This is a genomic window from Methylobacterium gregans (assembly GCF_022179245.1).
GTDB lineage: Bacteria > Pseudomonadota > Alphaproteobacteria > Rhizobiales > Beijerinckiaceae > Methylobacterium > Methylobacterium gregans.
Window position 1 is genome coordinate 1 of the sequence record NZ_BPQM01000045.1, and the last position, 18386, is coordinate 18386.

At 70.0% G+C, this 18386-nt stretch carries 19 protein-coding genes; 11 read left to right on the forward strand and 8 right to left on the reverse strand.

Annotated features, from left to right (window positions below):
- From MFF54_RS10355 to fliL, 6 genes are all read right to left on the reverse strand, one after another.
- On the reverse strand, positions 1 to 368 hold a 368-nt coding region (locus tag MFF54_RS10355; protein WP_238302602.1), incomplete at its 3' end, for a GDP-mannose 4,6-dehydratase.
- Between the two features lie 109 nt (positions 369 to 477).
- Positions 478 to 1029, reverse strand: coding sequence for a dTDP-4-dehydrorhamnose 3,5-epimerase (rfbC, locus tag MFF54_RS10360; RefSeq protein WP_238302611.1), 552 nt, complete (start codon positions 1027 to 1029; stop codon positions 478 to 480).
- Positions 1030 to 1186: 157 nt separating this feature from the next.
- Positions 1187 to 2014 carry a MotE family protein gene (locus tag MFF54_RS10365; RefSeq protein ID WP_370880291.1) on the reverse strand — a complete coding sequence of 276 codons (828 nt, stop codon included), beginning with the start codon at positions 2012 to 2014 and terminating at the stop codon, positions 1187 to 1189.
- 47 nt (positions 2015 to 2061) lie between these two features.
- Entirely contained in the window at positions 2062 to 2586 is a 525-nt protein-coding gene (locus MFF54_RS10370) for a DUF6468 domain-containing protein (RefSeq protein ID WP_238302620.1), read from the reverse strand.
- 8 nt (positions 2587 to 2594) lie between these two features.
- Entirely contained in the window at positions 2595 to 3815 is a 1221-nt protein-coding gene (gene fliM, locus MFF54_RS10375; protein WP_066921077.1) for a flagellar motor switch protein FliM, read from the reverse strand.
- A gap of 9 nt (positions 3816 to 3824) precedes the next feature.
- Positions 3825 to 4331 (reverse strand): flagellar basal body-associated protein FliL, encoded by a 507-nt coding sequence (fliL, locus tag MFF54_RS10380; RefSeq protein ID WP_238302635.1) that lies wholly within the window; start codon positions 4329 to 4331, stop codon positions 3825 to 3827.
- A gap of 276 nt (positions 4332 to 4607) precedes the next feature.
- On the opposite strand from fliL, the gene flgF reads away from it, so the two are divergent.
- The 8 genes from flgF to MFF54_RS10420 all read left to right on the forward strand — a co-directional run bounded on the left by flgF (position 4608) and on the right by MFF54_RS10420 (position 12052).
- A complete protein-coding gene (gene flgF, locus MFF54_RS10385; RefSeq protein WP_238302650.1) occupies positions 4608 to 5348 on the forward strand; it encodes a flagellar basal-body rod protein FlgF in 741 nt (246 codons plus the stop codon).
- Positions 5349 to 5362: 14 nt separating this feature from the next.
- Positions 5363 to 6154 (forward strand): flagellar basal-body rod protein FlgG, encoded by a 792-nt coding sequence (gene flgG, locus MFF54_RS10390; protein WP_238302658.1) that lies wholly within the window; start codon positions 5363 to 5365, stop codon positions 6152 to 6154.
- Positions 6155 to 6201: 47 nt separating this feature from the next.
- Positions 6202 to 7299: a flagellar basal body P-ring formation chaperone FlgA gene (gene flgA / locus MFF54_RS10395; RefSeq protein WP_370880290.1), complete on the forward strand. Its 1098-nt coding sequence runs from the start codon at positions 6202 to 6204 to the stop codon at positions 7297 to 7299.
- Between the two features lie 23 nt (positions 7300 to 7322).
- On the forward strand, positions 7323 to 8081 hold the full coding sequence (gene flgH, locus MFF54_RS10400) for a flagellar basal body L-ring protein FlgH (protein WP_238302668.1): 759 nt from the start codon (positions 7323 to 7325) through the stop codon (positions 8079 to 8081).
- A 75-nt stretch (positions 8082 to 8156) separates the two neighbouring features.
- Positions 8157 to 9218, forward strand: coding sequence for an NAD(P)H-dependent flavin oxidoreductase (locus MFF54_RS10405; RefSeq protein WP_238302676.1), 1062 nt, complete (start codon positions 8157 to 8159; stop codon positions 9216 to 9218).
- Positions 9219 to 9379: 161 nt separating this feature from the next.
- Complete coding sequence (locus tag MFF54_RS10410) at positions 9380 to 10228, forward strand: ABC transporter ATP-binding protein (RefSeq protein WP_238302682.1); 849 nt, start codon at positions 9380 to 9382, stop codon at positions 10226 to 10228.
- Positions 10229 to 10250: 22 nt separating this feature from the next.
- Entirely contained in the window at positions 10251 to 11036 is a 786-nt protein-coding gene (locus MFF54_RS10415; protein WP_238302683.1) for an ABC transporter permease, read from the forward strand.
- Positions 11037 to 11050: 14 nt separating this feature from the next.
- Positions 11051 to 12052: an ABC transporter substrate-binding protein gene (locus tag MFF54_RS10420; RefSeq protein WP_238302684.1), complete on the forward strand. Its 1002-nt coding sequence runs from the start codon at positions 11051 to 11053 to the stop codon at positions 12050 to 12052.
- 44 nt (positions 12053 to 12096) lie between these two features.
- Here MFF54_RS10420 and MFF54_RS10425 read toward each other — a convergent pair whose 3' ends face one another.
- Positions 12097 to 12558: a GatB/YqeY domain-containing protein gene (locus tag MFF54_RS10425; RefSeq protein ID WP_238302685.1), complete on the reverse strand. Its 462-nt coding sequence runs from the start codon at positions 12556 to 12558 to the stop codon at positions 12097 to 12099.
- Positions 12559 to 12749: 191 nt separating this feature from the next.
- On the opposite strand from MFF54_RS10425, the gene carA reads away from it, so the two are divergent.
- Positions 12750 to 13991 carry a glutamine-hydrolyzing carbamoyl-phosphate synthase small subunit gene (gene carA, locus MFF54_RS10430; protein WP_238302686.1) on the forward strand — a complete coding sequence of 414 codons (1242 nt, stop codon included), beginning with the start codon at positions 12750 to 12752 and terminating at the stop codon, positions 13989 to 13991.
- Between the two features lie 106 nt (positions 13992 to 14097).
- Positions 14098 to 14475 (forward strand): hypothetical protein, encoded by a 378-nt coding sequence (locus MFF54_RS10435; protein WP_238302687.1) that lies wholly within the window; start codon positions 14098 to 14100, stop codon positions 14473 to 14475.
- 45 nt (positions 14476 to 14520) lie between these two features.
- On the opposite strand, the gene MFF54_RS10440 is transcribed toward MFF54_RS10435, so the two are convergent.
- On the reverse strand, positions 14521 to 16635 hold the full coding sequence (locus tag MFF54_RS10440; RefSeq protein ID WP_238302714.1) for a TonB-dependent receptor: 2115 nt from the start codon (positions 16633 to 16635) through the stop codon (positions 14521 to 14523).
- Positions 16636 to 17065: 430 nt separating this feature from the next.
- On the opposite strand from MFF54_RS10440, the gene purB reads away from it, so the two are divergent.
- Positions 17066 to 18373, forward strand: coding sequence for an adenylosuccinate lyase (gene purB / locus MFF54_RS10445; protein ID WP_238302688.1), 1308 nt, complete (start codon positions 17066 to 17068; stop codon positions 18371 to 18373).
- Positions 18374 to 18386: the final 13 nt, after the last annotated feature.

Here is an 18386-nt window from a genome sequence, read left to right on the forward strand (position 1 = left end):
CGGTCCGTCCCGGCGAGGCCCGCGTAGTGGCGGCGTGCGGCGTCGAGCAGGACCTGGGTGCCGACCACGTTGGTGCGGATGAAGGCGCCGGGTCCGGTGATCGAGCGGTCGACGTGGCTCTCGGCGGCCAGGTGCATCACGGCCTGGGGGCGGACGTCGGCGAAGGCGGCCTGGACGGCGTCCGCGTCGCAGATGTCGGCCTCGACGAGGCGGTGGCGCGGGTCGTCGGCGAGAGGCTGCAGCGAGATCGGGTTGGCCGCGTAGGTGAGCGCGTCGAGCGTGGCGACCTCGTGCCCGAGATCCCGCACCAGATGCAGGACGAGCGCCGAGCCGATGAAGCCGCAGCCGCCGGTCACCAGTATCCGCATCCATCGTCTCCGTCGTCGGCGGGTTCACGTCTTCGGGGCGTCAGGCCGCGTCGAGCCCGCCTGTCACGTCCCAGACAGGAAGATTGTGGCGAGCCAGGGACCTCGCCGCCTAGAAGGCCGGCCCGAGATCCGCGAGGCGCGGCGCGCGCCGGTCCTTATCGGAGAGGATCGCCTCGGCCTCGGTCACCGGCCAGTCGATGCCGATCTCCGGATCGTTCCAGACGAGCGCCCGGTCATGGGCGGGGCTGTAGTAGGAATCGACCTTATAGGCGACCATCACGTCCGGGGTCAGCGTGCAAAAGCCGTGCGCGAAGCCGTGAGGGATGAAGAGCTGCTCGCCGCCCTCGGCGTCGAGGATCACGGCGACGTAACGGCCGAAGGTCGGCGAGTCGCGCCGGATATCGACCGCCACGTCGAGGATCGCGCCCGCCAGCACCCGGATCAGCTTGGCCTGCGGCTGCGGCGGGACCTGGAAGTGCAGACCGCGGATCGTCCCCTTCGGCGCCGAGAACGACTGGTTGTCCTGCACGAAGGTGCAGGCGATGCCGGCTGCGGCCAGCGCGTCGGCCCGGAAAGTCTCCGAGAACCAGCCGCGCGCGTCGCCGTGGCGCTTCGGGCGCACCCGCTTCACCGCCGGGATCTCGGTCTCGATGACGTCCATAACCCCTCCCCGCGCCGTCCGCTCTGCGCGGGGGCTTCCGGGCATTCGGTGCGGATGTCAAGCGAGCGGCCCGCGGGGGAAAGGTCGGGATCCCGAAGGGTGGACCACCCTTCGGCGGAGTTCGGGGTGGAGCCCCGAATGGCGAGGCCAGGGCGGCTCAGCGCGCGGCGCCCGGGTCGATCGCCGGCAATTCGTTCGGCGGCAGGCCCGGGACTGAAGCCTGCTGGGCCGGGGCGACGCCACGGGCACGGTTGGCGAGCGCCACAGTCAGGCGCTCGGCCGCCTCCGGCTGCATCACGGCCAGAACCTCGGCCATCTTGCGCGGATTCATGGCGACCACGAGCGGCACCAGTACCTCGTGTCCGAGCCGGTCGAAGACCCGGGCCGCGTCCTTCGGCTTCATCGTCTCGTACATGGTGACGATGTTCTTCATGCCCGCCCGCTCGGCCTCGGCGCGTTCCCGGCCGGCGCCCTCGACCTTGTCCTCGGCCTGCCGCAGCTCGCCGACGCCGGCCTCGAGCTTGCGCTCCGCCTCGCCGATCATGCGCTCGCGCAGCTCCAGCTCCTCGCTCTTCTGCCGCAGGGCCTCGCGGCGGGCTCCGAGCTTCTCCAGAAGCGCGCGCTCAGTGGCCGAGCCCGCTTCGGGCGGCGGCTGCGGCGCGCGCGGGGGCTCCGCAGGCTTCTCGCCGGCTTTCTCGGCGGTCTTCTCCTGGTCCTTCTGGCCGACCGAGCCGGTCGTCGCCGGGTCTTTCGGCTCGTAGCCGGTGCGGGCCAGCGCGAGCGCGCGGGCGAAGGACGGCAGCTCGCCCCCGACGGTCTCCTCGGTATGGGAGAGCGAGAGGAGCTTGAGGATGAGCAGCCCGGCAGCCGCCAGCGTCACCGCATCGACGAGTCGCAGGCGCAGCGGCCGCGGCTCGCGCAGGCGGGACAGGCGCAGCGCCGAGGCGGCCTTGACCACCGCCTTGCCGGCAACTTTGCCGCCGATCTGGCCAGCGACCTTGCCGGCCTCCTGCTTCGCGGTGGGACGGGCGCTCACGCGGCGCGGCTCCGCACGCGCTGCAGCGCCCGCTCTGTCATCGCCAGCGCGGCAGCCGCCGCCGCCCCGAGACGCTCGCTGTGCTGGCCCTCGGCCGGCTCGGAGGGCGCCAGGGGCGCGGGCGCTTGCGGCAGGCTTTGCGGCAGGCTTTGCTGCAGGCCGGGCTGAGTGGCGGCCGCCGGCCGGCCCGAGCCGCGGGCCTCACCCACGATGGCGCCGATGCGCGCGATGACGCCCTCTCCGGCAGCGACCTGGGCGGCGATCTCGGCGGCGCTGCGGGCTGCCGCCTCCAGGCGCTCGGCCAAGCTCCGGTCGCACTCGTCGATGGCCGCGCGCAGGCCCGCGATCGCGCGCTCGGCGGTCATGCTCGCGGCCATCAGGTCGCCGATCGTCTGACGAAAGGCCGCCTCGTCGGCCTTCATCTGCTGGATGCGGCGGGACAGGCGGACCGAGGTCGCGATGGTGGCGACGAGCAGGACGGCGACGAGGCCGTCGGCGAGCAGCGTGACCAGGGTACTCATCGGACGCGCTACCCCTCGTTGCGGTTGTTCATCGAGGCCTCGTAGGCCTGGAGCGTGGTGCGCGAGCGCCGCAGCGGCCGGGTCACCTGGACCGCGATGCTGTCGTCGATCCGGCCGATCCGTCCCTGCGTCAGGTGCCAGTCGCCGCAGCGGACCGTGATCAGGTCGGTGGGCTTGGCGTCGAACATCAGCGTGTCGCCGACCTTCAGCCCCATCACGCGCTTCAGGGGCAGCATCATCTCGTGCAGCACCGCCTGCATGGTCAGGTCCGCCTGCCAGATCTCGGTGGCGAGATGGCCCTCCCAGATCTGATCGCGGCCGAGCTTCTCGCCCATGAAGCTCTGCATGAGCAGTTCACGGATCGGCTCGATCGTCGCGTAGGGGAAGAGGATCTGCAGCAGGCCGCCGCGTCCGTCCATGTCGAGGCGCAGGCCGATCAGGATCGCGGCGTTGCCGGGCCGGGTGATGGTGGCGAAGCGCGGGTTGGTCTCGATCCGGTCGATGGCGAAGTGCACCGGCGAGAGCGGCTGGAACGACTGCTCCAGATCGCCCAGGATGATCTCCACGAGACGGCGCACGAGCTGCATCTCGATGCCCGTGAAGGGCCGGCCGTCGAGGCGCGTCGAGGAGCCGCCGCGCTTGCCCCCGAGCAGGAGGTCGAGCGTCGAGTAGGCGAGGTTCTGCTCGACCGTGACGAGGCCCGAATTCTCCCAGGTATCGGCCTTGAAGACGCCGAGGAGCGTGGGCAGCGGGATCGCGTTGACGTAGTCGCCGAAGCGCACCGAGGTGATGTTGTCGAGCGTGACCTCGACGTTGTCCTGGAAGAAGTTGCGCAAGGATGTCGACAGCAACCGGATCATCCGGTCGAAGACGATCTCCAGCATCGGCAGGCGTTCGTACTGGACGACGCCCGAATCGACGATGGCGCGCACGCCCCCGGCCCCGGAGGCCGAGAGCTCGCGCATGGAGAAGCCCAGGACGCCGTCAATCTCGTCCTGGTTGAGGATGCGGTCGTTGCCGGCGAGTTCGGGGAGGTCGTCGGCCTCCCCGTCCTCGATCATCGTCGCCCACTCGGCCGCGACGTCGCTGGCGTTGCGGGTGGTGCCCTGCTCGGCGAGCGCCGCGCCCCACTCCTCGGCGAGCGAGGCGTCGCCCCCTTCGCCGCTGTTGTTCTGCTCGATCAGGGCCGCGGCCCAGTCGTCCTCGAGGTTCGGATCGTCCGGTTCCATCGCGCGGGCCTACTGGAGGATCACGTCCTTGAAGAGCACGGCCTCGACTTTGGCCGGGTAGACGGCGACGTTGACCCGGCGCAGCAATTCCTCGCGGAGCCGGTAGAGGCCGATCGAGCCCGAGAGGTCGCTCGGGCGCAGCTCCCGCATGTAGACCTGCAGCGTGTCCTCGACGCGCGGCATCAGGGGCTTCACCTCGCCCTCGACCTTGGCGTCCTTCAGCTCCAGGGTGATGCGCAGCTTGGCGTACTTCGCCCGATCCTGTCCCGAGCCGCCCTCCGGCGAGAGGTTGAGCATCATCTCGCGCATGTCGAGGAAGACGACGGGCTTCTGCTCCTCGACATGGGCCGCCTGCGCCTCGGCGCCGCGCTTCTTCATCACGAAGGCACCGCCGCCACCAAGCACGAGGAGCGCCACGGCGCCCCCGGCGATGAAGAGCTTCTTGCGACTCTTCGGGGCCTCGGCCTCGCCGGCCTCGCCCTCCGCGGCGGGCGCCTTCTTGGGCTTCTTGGCCATGAGCGTCGGATCCGGCGCAGAATCGGGATTGGTCCGACCCATCCTAGAAGCGGACGGCCGGCGCCCTCCGATATCCGGCGAACGCGGTTAACGCGCCGTTAAGCCGGCAAGAACTGCCGGGTCGGCTTTGCCGCCGGGCGCTTCGCGCCGCGGACGCCGTCGCGTTCATCGGACGGCAAGCATTTGATAAACAATGACTTGTCGTCCTGGCTCGGTCTGGCACGTCCGATGCGCTGTGGATGGAGCCGCCGCTCGCGGAACGTCCCGGGTCCCCAGATGCAGAACGCTCTCTTCGTCGGTGTGTCGAGTCAGGCCGCGCTCCAGCGCCAGCTCGACGTCATCGCCAACAACATGGCGAACGTCTCGACCACCGGCTTCAAGTCCCGGGACACTCGCTTCCAGGAATACCTGATGCCGGTGGCGAGCGCGGACACCTTCACGGGGCCCGACCGCCGCGTCTCCTACGTCATCGACCAGGGCACGGTGCTCAACCTCGCCCAGGGGCCCATCGAGCAGACCGGCAACCCGCTCCACGTGGCGATCCGCGGCGAGGCCTTCCTGGCGGTGCAGACGCCCCAGGGCGAGCGCTACACCCGCAACGGCGCGCTGGAGATGAACGCGCAGGGCCAGATCGTGACGAGCGACGGCAACCCGGTGCTCGGCGAGGGTGGCCCGATCGCGATCAACGCGCAGGAGACAGGCCTCTCCATCGGCGCGGACGGCACCGTATCCACGAATTTCGGCGTGCGCGGCCGAATCCGGCTCGTCACCTTCGCCAACCCGCAGCGGCTCACGAACGAGGGCGGCAACCTCTACGCTTCCCCCGCGCCGGCCCAACCCGCCGGTCTCCAGGGCCGGCTCGAGGCCGGCGCGCTGGAGCGCTCCAACGTCCGGCCGGTCGTCGAGATGACGCGGCTGATGGATCTGAACCGCAGCTACGCGACGGTCTCCAGCATGATCTCGCGCCTCGACGACCTGCGGGGCACGGCGATCCGCCGCCTCGCCGACGTCGCCTAAGGGAGCTTCGACCGATGCGCGCCCTCTACGCCGCCGCCACCGGCATGGCGGCCCAGGAACTCAACGTCCAGGTCATCTCGAACAACATCGCGAACCTGCGCACCACCGGCTACAAGCGCCAGCAGCCGCATTTCCAGGATCTGCTCTATCAGAACCTGCGCCGGGCCGGCTCCTCGACCTCGGAGCAGAACACGCAGCTCCCGGCCGGCCTCGCGGTGGGCTCGGGCGTGAAGACCAGCTCGACGGCCCGGGTCATGGCCCAGGGTACGCTCACCTCGACCGAGAAGGAGTACGACGTCGCGGTGCGCGGCGAGGGCTTCTTCCGGATCACCCTGCCGGACGGGCGCACCGCCTACACCCGCGACGGATCCTTCGACCTCTCCGCGCAGGGCCAGCTCGTCACCCGCGACGGCTACCTCGTCGATCCGGGCGTCACGGTACCGAACACCGCGACCTCCGTGCAGATCAGCGCCACCGGCGCCGTGCAGGCGACCCTGCCGGGCCAGACCGCGCCCCAGCAGCTCGGCCAGTTCCAGCTCGCGCGCTTCGTCAACAAGGTCGGCCTCGAATCGATCGGCGACAACCTGTTCATCGAGACCGCCGCCTCCGGTCCGGCCATCAACGGCGTGCCGGGCACGGAAGGGTTCGGCAACCTCCAGCAATCCTATCTCGAGGAGGCGAACGTGAACGCCGTCACCGAGATCTCGTCGCTGATCGCCGCGCAGCGCGCCTACGAGATGAACTCGAAGGTCGTCACCGCCGCCGACCAGATGCTCTCCACCACCTCGCAGATGTTCCGCAGCTGATCCCGGGACGCGCCATGATCGATCGTTCCAGAACCGCCCGAGCCGCGATGTACGCCCAGACCCCCGCCATCCACGATGTCGACGATCGACCCGACCTCGCCGACCTGAAGCCGATCGTGCGCCGGCCGACCGCGCGCGTCGCGCCGATGCCCTTCGCGGTGGCGCTGCGCGCCGGGCTCGCCTTCGCGGCTTTCGCGATGATCGGGGCCTGGACGCTGCCGGCGCTGGCGGAGGCACCGATGCGCTTGCGCGGCGACGTGACGGCCCGTGGCGACGTGCTCACCCTCGGCGACCTCGTGGAGAACGCCCCCGCGGCTGCGGCGGCGCGCCCGCTCTTCCGGGCGCCCGCGCTGGGCGCCACCGGCACGATCCAGGCGCGGCGCATCGTGGACGCCGCCGCCTCCGCCGGCCTCGGCCCGGTCGAGACCGGCGGCCGCGCGCAGGTCAGCGTGCAGCGCGCCGCGCGCCGGGTCGCGGCGGCCGAGATCGAGGCGGCGCTGAAGCGCGGCCTGCAGGCCGGCTACGGCCTCGACCCGACGATGCTGAGCGTGCGCCTCGACGGCGAGGGACCGGTGCTGTTGGCGCCGACGGACCTCGGCGGGCAGGTCGCCGCGCTCGACCTCACCTACGATCCGCGCACGCGCCGCCTCGCCGGACTGATCAGCCTCGGCGAGCGTCAGGCAAGCCTGCGGGTGACGGGCGTCGCGGTCGAGCTGCGCGAGGTCGCGGTGCTGGTCCGCGCCGTGGGGCGCGGCGAGCGCCTCACCGAGGCGGACGTCACGCTCGAGCGTCGCCCGCGGGAGGGGGCGCCGCAGGACGCGCTCGCGCAGGCCGTCCCCGGCGAGGTCGCGCAGCGCGCCCTCGCTGTCGGCACGGTGCTGCGCAGCGGCGACACCGCGCCGCCCGAACTTGTCGCCCGCGGCGAGATGGTGACGATCCTCTACGAGGCACCCGGCATCACCCTCTCGATGCGCGGCATCGCCAGCGAGCCGGGCCGGCTCGGCGCCGCCGTCAACGTCGTCAACGCGGCCTCCAAGAAGGTGCTGCAGGCCGTCGTCGTGGGCCAGGGCCGGGTCTCGGTCAGCCCCGCCGGTCCGCAGCGGCAGGCCAGCGCCGCCCTGCCCGGCTCCACCGCCCTCCGTTGATCCAGACACGCCGGTTCAAGCCCATGACCCGATCTGCGACCCGCGCCGTCCTGCATCTCCCGCTCCTCGCGCTCGTCTGCGCGGGGCTCGGCGCCTGCAACACCGCCGACCGGCTCTCGCAGATCGGCGCGCAGCCGGCCCTCTCGGCGATCGAGGATCCGACGAGTCAGCCCGGCTACCGGCCGGTGCGGATGCCGATGCCGGATGTGCAGCCGGTCTCCTACGCACCGAACTCGCTCTGGCGCACGGGGTCTCGGGCCTTCTTCAAGGACCAGCGCGCCGCCCGCATCGGCGACCTCGTCACCGTGAAGGTGAACGTCACCGACCGGGCGAACCTCAACAACGAGACCAAGCGCTCGCGCTCGAACAGCGAGGGCTTCGGCCTGCCGAACGCCTTCGGCCTCGAGAAGAATGCCGGCGTCGCCGCGGCCGGCATCGCCGCCGACAAGCTGCTCAACGCCACCTCCAACACCTCGAGCGACGGCGCCGGCTCGGTGCAGCGGGCCGAGACCGTGACGACGAGCGTCGCCGCGGTCGTCACGCAGGTGCTGCCGAACGGCAACCTCGTGGTCGAGGGCAAGCAGGAGATCCGGGTCAATTTCGAGGTGCGCGAGCTGATCGTGGCGGGCGTGGTGCGGCCGGAGGACATCGAGTCCGACAACACCATCGATTCGGCCAAGATTGCGCAGGCCCGCATCGCCTACGGTGGCCGCGGCCAGATCACCGACGTGCAGCAGCCGCGCTACGGCCAGCAGGTGATCGACGTCCTCCTGCCGTTCTAAGGCAGGGCCGGCGGGCTGGCGCCAGAGCCGCGGAAGATGCATCCCTCGTCCATCTTTCGAGTCGGAGAGGGACGGATGAGCGATCTGCGGCGCGCGTTCTGCGAGCAGTTCGGGCTGGAGCACCCGGTAATCCAGGCTCCGATGATCGGGCCGAAGCCCGCGCTCGCGGCCGCGGTGAGTGCGGCGGGCGGCCTCGGCTCGATCGCCTGCGCGGCGATGAGCCCGGACCAGGTCCGGGCCGAGGTCGCGGCGCTGCGGTCGCGGACCGACCGCCCCTTCAACCTCAACTTCTTCGCCCATCGCCGCGCCGCGCCGGATCCCGGGCGGGAGGCGGCCTGGGCTGCCCGCCTCGCCCCGTTCTACGCAGAGTATGGCCTCGACCCGGCGGTGGTCGCGCCGGGTCCTGAGCGTGCGCCGTTCGACGCGGGGATGGCCGAGATCGTGGCCGAGCTTCGGCCACCCGTCGTCAGCTTCCATTTCGGCCTGCCCGATCCCGACTTGCTGGCCTCGGTGCGGGAGACGGGCTGCCGCATCCTCGGCTGTGCCACCACGGTCGCCGAGGCGCGCTGGCTCGCCGCGCGGGGTGTGGACGCGATCATCGCGCAGGGCGTCGAGGCCGGCGGCCACCGCGGCCTCTTCCTCTCGGAGGATCTCGCGGGGCAGATCGGCACCCTGGCGCTCGTGCCGCAGGTGGTGGACGCGGTCGACATGCCGGTGATCGCGGCGGGCGGCATCGCGGACGCGCGAGGCTCCGCGGCTTCCTTCGCGCTCGGCGCCGCGGCGGTGCAGGTCGGCACCGCCTATCTCGCCTGCGACGCGGCCGGCCTGTCGGCGGTCCACGCGCGTGCCCTGGCGGAGGCTGACGATGCCGCCACGGCGCTGACCACGGTGTTCACCGGCCGGCCCGCCCGCGGCATCCGCAACCGCGCGATGCGGGCGCTGGGGCCGATCGCCCCCGACGCCCCGGCCTTTCCGCGCGCGGCGGTGGCGCTGCAACCCGTGCGCGCCGCGGCCGAGGCGCGGGGATCGGGCGACTTCACCCCGCTCTGGGCCGGACAGGGCGCGCCCCTGGCGAAGATCCGCGACGCCGCCGAGCTGACCCGCGCCCTCGCCGAGGGCGCGGCGCGTCTGCGCTGACTTGGTTTTTCATCCCCGTCAGCGCGCGATAAATCCCTTTGGACGGGGCGGTTCTGTTACGCCCGGCCGATCCACGCACGATTGCATCCGCCGGCGGCCTCGGGGAGAAAGCAAGGACGGCCGCCAGGACCAGCGCCCGAGCGGCCGCGGGAGGAACGCGGATGGACGGCAGCCGGCAAGGCTCGGCCGAGAAGATCGACGCGCGGGTGCCGCAGGACGCGGCGGTGGCGCTGCGCGACGTCACCATCGCCTTCACGCTCAAGGGGGCCAAGCGCTACGTCGCCGTGGAGGGCATCGATCTCGCGGTGCGGCCGGGCGAGTTCGTCGCCGTCGTCGGCCCGACGGGCTCGGGCAAGTCCACGATCCTCAACGCCGCCGCGGGCCTGCTGAAGCCCGCCTCGGGCCGGGTCGACATCTTCGGGCAACCGCTCGGCGGCCTCAACGGCCGGGCCGGCTACCTCTTCCAGGCCGACGCGCTGATGCCGTGGAAGAGCGCGCTCGACAACGTCGCGGTGGCCCTCGAACCCCGGGGCGTGCGCCGGGCCGAGGCGCTGGAGCGGGCGCGCGCCTGGCTCGGCCGGGTCGGGCTCGCGACCTTCACCGACCGCTACCCGCACATGCTCTCGGGCGGCCAGCGCAAGCGCGTGGCGCTCGCCCAGATGCTGATCCGCGATCCCGAGATCCTGCTGATGGACGAGCCCTTCGGGCCGCTCGACGCCCAGACCCGGCAGATCATGGGCAACCTGCTGCTCGACCTCTGGGCCCAGAACCGCAAGGCGGTGATCTTCGTGACCCACGACCTGGAGGAGGCGATCGCGCTCTCCGACCGGGTCATCGTGCTCTCGGCCGGCCCCGCCGCGCGCGTCGTGGGCGATTTCCCCGTGCCGCTCGCCCGGCCCCGCGACATCAGCGAGATCCGCCTGGAGCCCCGCTTCCACGACCTCTACCGCGAGATCTGGTCCTGCCTGCGCGTCGAGGTCACGCGCGCCTATGCGGACGGCCCGGCCTGACCCGCCCCGGAGAGTCCAGACCGTGAACCGCCTCGTGCTCCTCGCGCTCCAGATCGGCGTCGGCCTCGTCGGCCTCGGGATCTGGCACGTGCTGACCGTCTACCCCGTCCTCGGCGAGACGCGGCAGATTCAGTTCTTTTTCTCGACCCCGGGCGCGGTGCTCGCGCGCGCCTGGGCCGAGCTGCTGACGCCCGAGATCTGGGGCCATCTCTGGATCACCCTGCAGGAGACCGTGCTGGCCTTCGTGTTCGGGGCGGCGGGCGGCATCGCATTCGGCTTCCTGTTCGCCAGGAACGCGCTGCTTGCCGCCGTGTTCGACCCCTACATCAAGGCGGCCAACGCCCTGCCCCGCGTGGTGCTGGCGCCGATCTTCGCGCTGTGGTTCGGGCTCGGCATCTGGTCGAAGGTGGCGCTCGGCTTCACGCTCGTCTTCTTCATCGTGTTCTTCAACGTCTACCAGGGCGTGCGCGAGGTGAGCCCGGTGGTGCTGAACAACGCCCGCATGCTCGGGATGAGCGAGCGCGGCCTGCTGCGCCACGTCTACTGGCCCTCGGCGCTGACCTGGATGTTCTCCTCGCTCCACACCGCTGTCGGCTTCGCGCTCGTCGGCGCGGTGGTGGGCGAGTATCTCGGCTCGTCGGCGGGCCTTGGCTACAAGATCCACGAGGCCGAGAGCGTGTTCGACGTGACCGGCGTCTTCGCCGGCATGCTGATCCTCACCGTCTTCGTCATCGTGATCGACACGCTCGTCACGCTGATCGAGAACCGTCTCCTCGTCTGGCGCCCGCAGGCGGGCAACCAAGGCTGATAAGGATCCCGCAGATGCAACGTCGCAGTTTCCTCATCGGTGCCGCAGCGATGTTGGGCCTCGGGCAGACGGCCCGCGCCGACATCGTGAAGGTCCGCATCGGCGTCGGCGGAAAGCCCCTGCTCTACTACCTGCCGCTGACGATCGCCGAGCGGAAGGGCTTCTTCAAGGAGGAAGGCATCGAGGCCGAGATCAATGATTTCGGCGGCGGTGCCCGCTCGCTCCAAGCGCTGATCGGCGGTTCGGTCGACATCGTCACCGGCGCCTACGAGCACACGCTGCGCATGCAGGCCAAGGGGCAGGATGTGCGGGCGGTCTGCGAGCTCGGCCGATTGCCCGCCATCGTCATCGGCGTGCGCAAGGACCTCGCCGACACGGTGAAGACCGTGGCCGACCTGAAGGGGCGCAAGATCGGCGTGACGGCGCCGGGCTCTTCGACCGCGCTGACCGCGCAATTCGCGATGATCAAAGCCGGCCTGAAGGCGTCCGACGCGCCGCTGATCGGCATCGGCGGCGGCGCGGGCGCCATCGCGGCGATGAAGAAGGGCGAGATCGATGCGGTCTCGCACCTCGATCCGGTGGTCGCGAAGCTGGAGGCGGACGGCGACATCAAGGTGCTGGTCGATACCCGCACCGACGAAGGCACGCGCCTGCTGTTCGGCGGCCCGAATCCGGCGGCGGTCGTCTACACCAAGCAGGACTGGATCGAGCGCCATGCGGCCGGCACACAGAAAGTGGTCAACGCCTTCGCCAAGGCGCTGAAATGGCTCGCCGCCGCGAGCCCCGAGGAGATCGCCGACCTCGTGCCGCCGGCCTACCATTTCGGCGACCGAGCGCTCTACGTGCAGGCGGTGAAGAACTCTGCGCCGACCTACTCGCGCACCGGCATCCCGAGCCGCGACGGCATGAACAGCGTGCTGGACCTAGTCCGCACCCTCGACCCCGAGCTGCAGGGCGCGCAGATCGACCTCGCCAAGACCTTCGAGGACCGCTTCGTGAAGCGCGCGATGGAGTAGCGGACACGCGCCGCCGTCAGGGACGGCGGCGCACAGTCGATGCCTCAGCCCTTGGCGGCGAGCGCGTCCTTCACGAGGCCGCTGGCCCGTCCGAAATCCATCCGGCCGGCGAACTTGCCCTTCAGGGCGCCGATCACCTTGCCCATGTCCTTCGGGCCGGCGGCACCGGTCTCGGTGATCGCGGCCTCGATCGCGGCCTTGGTCTCGGCCTCGTCCATCTGCTGGGGCAGGAAGCCCTGGATGATCGCGATCTCGGCGCGCTCGTTGGCGGCGAGTTCCGGACGTCCGCCCTGCTCGTAGACGCCGGCCGATTCGGTGCGCTGCTTGATCATCTTCTGCAGGAGGGCCAGGATCTCCTCGTCGGAGACCGCCTCCTTGCCGAGGCCCCGGGCCTCGATATCCTTGTCCTTGAGCGCCGCCTGAATCATCCGAATCGTGGCGAGCTTGTCCTTCTCGCCGGCCTTCATGGCCTCCTTCATCTCTGCGGTGAAGCGCGCGCGCAGCATCGAACTGTCTCCTGTGATACGAAAAACGGGCGTCGGCCCTGCGCGGCGCGGGTGTTGAGCGGAGATGGCGGGCGCGCCACATTGACCCTAACGCGGGCCGCTCGCTAAGAGCGCTGCACGAGGGTTTGGCCGTCCGCCGCGCCTCATCGCAGGCGCCGGATCCGGCACCGGACATAAGCGAGATCACGTCGATGCTGCAAGACGAAGGCGCCACCGCGCACTCGAAAGCCACGCCCGAGCCCTGGGCCGAGCCCGTCGCCACCGCGCTGCTCGTGCTGGCGGACGGCACGGTGCTGGAGGGCTTCGGCATAGGCCAGACGGGCGTCGCCGACGGCGAGGTCTGCTTCAACACCGCGATGACGGGTTATCAGGAGATCCTGACGGACCCCTCCTACGCGGGCCAGATCGTCACCTTCACCTTCCCGCATATCGGCAATGTCGGCACCAACGACGAGGACCTCGAGAGCCTCGACGCCGCCCCGGCCTCGGGCGTGCGCGGCGCGGTGATCGCCTCCGCCGTGACGCGGCCGTCGAGCTGGCGCTCGTCGAGCCACCTCGACGCCTGGCTGAAGGCCCGCGGCATCGTCGGCATCACCGGTATCGACACCCGCGCGCTGACCGCCCGCATCCGCGACCAGGGCATGCCGAACGCGGTGATCGCCAACGACCCACAGGGCAATTTCGACCGCGAGGCCCTGAAGGCTCGGGCCGCGGCGCTTGCCCCGATGGAGGGCCTCGACCTCGTGCCGCCGGTCACCAGCCGCGCTCACGCGGCCTGGACCGAGACCACCTGGGCGGTGAAGGGCGGCTACGGCAGCCGCCTGCAAGGCGAGGGCCTGAAGGTCGTTGCGATCGATTACGGCGTGAAGCGTAACATCCTGCGCCTGCTGGCCGAGGCCGGCTGCGACGTCACCGTGGTGCCCGCCACCACGACCGCCGAGGAGATCATGGCGATGAAGCCCGACGGCGTGTTCCTGTCGAACGGCCCGGGCGACCCGGCCGCGACCGGCCAGTACGCTGTGCCGGTGATTCGGCAGCTCTTGGACGAGAAGGTGCCGACCTTCGGCATCTGCCTCGGCCACCAGCTCATGGGGCTCGCGCTGGGCGGGCGCACCGTGAAGATGGGCCAGGGCCATCACGGCGCGAACCATCCGGTGAAGGACAAGACCACCGGCAAGGTCGAGATCGTCTCGATGAACCACGGCTTCGCGGTCGATCCGGGCAGCCTGCCGGGCAACGCGGTCGAGACCCACGTTTCGCTCTTCGACGGCTCGAATTGCGGCCTGACGCTGACCGACCGGCCGGCCTTCTCGGTGCAGCACCACCCGGAGGCGTCGCCCGGCCCGCGCGACAGCCACTACTTGTTCGAGCGCTTCGTCGCGCTGATGCGCTCAGGAAAACCCGAGACCGTCAATAAGGCCGATCCGGCCTGAGCGCGTCATAGAAACAGCCCATTCGGCCTTCATTCCCAGTTCAGCGCCCCGCGAACGGTGCCATCAGAGCGCCGTCGCGGGGCAACCACTGATTTCGGGGGCCGCTTTGACCACGATCGATCGCGTCAGCGACGACTTTTCGCGCCTGCACCGCATCTTCACCTTCCATCTCGGTGTCGCGGTGTCGCTTGCCTGGGTGACGGCGCTCTACGCCTCTCTCAACGCGCCGTGGGTGCGCAACATCCGGGCGCTGATCGATCCGGCCGGCCTCGGCCGCGTCGAGAGCACGTGGTCCTTTCTCTTCGTGATGCCGATGGTCCTCACCGTCGCCTGGCTCTCGGTCTATTTCGGCCGCGAAGTGCTGCGGCGCTCGCAGACGCTCGGCAACGTCGCCCTCGAGTTCGCCGCCGCGGCGCTCGTCGCCTTCGGGCTGTTCTACCTGTCGATCGACCGGGCCGTGTCGGTCATCACCATCGGCCTCTGAGATTCGTGTGCCCCCGCGGGCGACCCGCGGGGCACCGGATTTGCCTCAGAACCGCGCGATCAGCTGGACGCGGATCAGGCGCGGCGCGCCGGGCGTGATGTTGTTGTTTCCGTCCGCGGTCGCGATGTAGCGGCGATCGAACAGGTTCTCGATGTTGAGCTGCGCCCGCACGGCCTCGTTGATCCGGTAGAACAGGCCCAGATCGAAGCGCGTGATTCCCGGCAGCCGGACGGTGTTGTCCGACGAGGCGAAGATGTGGCCCGTCTGGATGTAGCCCACGCCCACCGAGAAGTCCGGCGTCAGGTCGAACTTGTTCCAGACGGTCAGCGCGTTGAACGGCACGAGACCGACCCGGTTGCCGGGACGGATCGCCGTCGAGCCGGACGAGAAGCCGTTCACGATCCGCGCGTCGGTGAAGGCGTAGCCGCCCGCGATCTGCCACCAGTCGGTGACGTAGCCGTTCGCCCCGATCTCCGCGCCCTGCGTGTTGGTCTGGCCGGTCGCCAGGAAGAAGCCGGGGCGGTTCGGATCCGATAGGCGCTGGTTGAAGCGGTCGAGGTTGTAGAGCGCGCCGGTGAGCTGCAGGGCCGGCGCGACGTCGTACTTCACCCCGATCTCGGCGTTCTCGAACCGCTCCGGCTGGCTGATCGCCAGACCCGGCGTCAGGCTGCTGAACTGGTCGCCCGCGGCCGGCAGGTAGGAGACGCTGTAGCTGCCGTAGAAGGCGAGGTTCTCCCACGGCTTCACCACCACGCCGGCCCGGGGCGAGAGCAGATCGTCCACCCGCGCGTTGGTCACGTTGGTGCGCCGGTCGGTCGCCGCGAAGTCGAAATGGTCGTAGCGCAACCCGCCGATGACCTGCAGGTGCGGTCCGATCTCGATCTGGTCCTGGGCGTAGACGGCCGCGAGCCCGAGATCGTAGCGGCTGTTGTTGTCGGTTCCCGTGTTGCGGAAGGTCACCGGCACGCGGGTCACCGGCGCCAGCGGGTTGACCACGAGGCTCGATGCCCCGGTCGCACCGAAGAAGCCGCTCTCGCGCAGCGCGAGCCCCTGCTGGTAGCCGAGCTCGAACCCGCCCAGCACCGTGTGGCGCAGGGGACCGGTCTCGAACTTGTAGGTGAAGTCGTTCTGGCTGAAGTAGTTCGTCCGCGGCGTCTCGTTGTTGTAGGCGCTGAGGTTGACCGCCGTTCCGGCGGCATTCACCGCCCCGCCTGGAAAGATGTTCTGGTAGAACTTCTGGTAGTCGGCGAAGCGCAGCTGGCTGTGCATCTGCACGCCCGAATCGAACTGGTGATCGAGGATCGCGGTCGCGATGTGCGCGTCGACTTTGGCGTAGTTCAGATCCGGGTTGCCGAAGAAGGTCGAGACGTTCTGCCGGTAGCGGAAGGGCCGGCCGAACTGTGAGGGAATGCCGCGATCGGTGGTGCGGTCGTCGTGAAAGTACTCGTACGAGAGCTTGAGCGTGGTCGCCGGCCCGAGCAGGAAGGTCATCGTCGGGTTGATGCCGTAGCGGCGGATGTCGACGAAGTCGCGGTAGGTGCCCGTATCCTCGAACACGCCGTTCAGGCGGAAGAACGCGCTGTCGCTGATCCGATCGCCCGCATCGATCGCCACGCGCTTGTTGCCGAACTGGCCGCCCTGCAGCAGGACCTCGCGGATCGGCACGCCGTCCGCTTCCTTGAGCACGCGGTTGATCACGCCGCCGCCGCCGCCGCGGCCGAAGATCAGCGCATTCGGCCCCTTCAGCACCTCGATGCGCTGCGTGTTGTAGAGATCGCGGAAATACTGGACGTCGTCGCGGATGCCGTTGACGTAGAAGTCGGCGTTCGAGCGCTGGCCGCGGATCACAACGTCGTCGCGGTTGCCCTCGCCCTGGTGCGGGATCACGCCGGGCACGTAGCGCACCGCCTCCTCGATCGACTGGAAGCCCTGGTCGCGGATCTGAGCCTGCGTCACCACGCTCACGGATTGCGGCGTGTCGATCAGGGGCGTGTCGGTCTTCGTGGCGCTGCGCGTGCGGGTGGTCAGGTATCCGACGCTGACGCCGCGCTGGCCCTCCACGCTGAGCTCGTCGAGCGTCACGTCGGCGTCGCCGGCTGGCACGGGCCGCGCCTGCGCGTGGCAGGTGCTGGTCAGTGCAGTTCCGGCCAGCAGGACCATGGCCAATGTACGAATACCGATCTTCACGCGCAGACCCCCGTCCGACCGGATCGTTCGCGATCCGTCTCGACCGGATGTGTTTGCCCGGTCTCGGGAGCGGCCCATATCGAACGCGGAGGGATTCGCAATTCACTGGCGAATACGAAGCGGGGATCTCAATTTGAAGCTTTTCTAATTAGAAATCCAAGGTCCGCTCTAAGTGGCTCGTAGGCAGCAACGTTTCCGCGCGGATATAATCCGCCGAACCGTGCGCTCGGCGCACGATGGTTCCCCGATGTTGCCGGCTGGCAACATTCGGCGGCGGTGCCGGTCTCGGTCCGGGCGTGCTTCGGCGCGTTGAGCCGGGGCGGCCCGCGTGCTAGGCGCCGCGCATCGGGCGGCGTCCTCCGGGGCGCGGCCCCGCACGCACTGGACCGATCGAGGCGCCCGCATGATCCCACGCTATTCTCGCCCCGCGATGAGCGCGATCTGGACGCCCGAGACACGCTTCCGGATCTGGTTCGAGATCGAGGCCCACGCCACGACGGCGCTCGCCGAGCTCGGCGTGGTGCCGAAATCCGCCGCCGAGACGATCTGGGCCAAGGGCCGGGACGCGCAGTTCGACGTCGCCCGGATCGACGAGATCGAGGCGGTGACGAAGCACGACGTCATCGCGTTCCTGACGCACCTGGCCGAGATCGTCGGGCCGGATGCCCGCTTCGTGCACCAGGGCATGACCTCCTCGGACGTGCTCGACACCTGCCTCAACGTGCAGCTGGTGCGCGCCGCCGACATTCTGATCGCCGACGTTGACGCGCTGCTCGTGGCCCTCAAGCGCCGGGCCTTCGAGCACAAGATGACGCCGACGATCGGCCGCTCGCACGGCATCCATGCCGAGCCCGTAACCTTTGGGCTGAAGCTCGCCCAGGCCTACGCGGAGTTCGCCCGCAACCGCGCACGCCTTGTCGCCGCCCGCGAGGAAGTCGCGACCTGCGCGATCTCGGGCGCCGTCGGCACCTTCGCCAACATCGATCCGCGGGTCGAGGAATACGTGGCGCGAGCGATGGGCCTCACCGCGGAGCCCGTCTCCACGCAGGTGATCCCCCGCGACCGGCACGCGATGTTTTTCGCGACGCTTGGCGTCGTCGCCTCCTCGCTGGAGCGCCTCGCCATCGAGGTGCGCCACCTGCAGCGGACCGAGGTGCTGGAGGCGGAGGAGTTCTTCTCGGAGGGCCAGAAGGGCTCCTCCGCCATGCCGCACAAGCGCAATCCCGTGCTCACCGAGAACATCACCGGGCTCGCCCGGATGGTGCGCGGCTACGCGATCCCCGCGATGGAGAACGTCGCGCTCTGGCACGAGCGCGACATCTCGCACTCCTCTGTCGAGCGCATGATCGGCCCGGACGCGACCGTCACCCTCGACTTCGCGCTCGCCCGCATGACCGGCGTCATCGACAAGCTGCTGGTCTATCCGGCCAACATGCAGAAGAACCTCGACCGGCTCGGCGGCCTCGTCCACTCGCAGCGGGTGCTGCTGGCGCTGACCCAGGCAGGCGTTTCGCGTGAGGATTCCTATCGGCTGGTCCAGCGCAACGCGATGCCGGTCTGGCGCGGCGAGGGCGACTTCCTCACCCTGCTCAAGGCCGATCCGGAGGTGATCGCGGCGCTGAAGCCGGAGGAGATCGAGGCCTGCTTCGATCTCGGCTACCACCTGAAGCACGTGGACACGATCTTCGGGCGGGTGTTCGGCGAGGCGTGAGCCGCGCCGCACG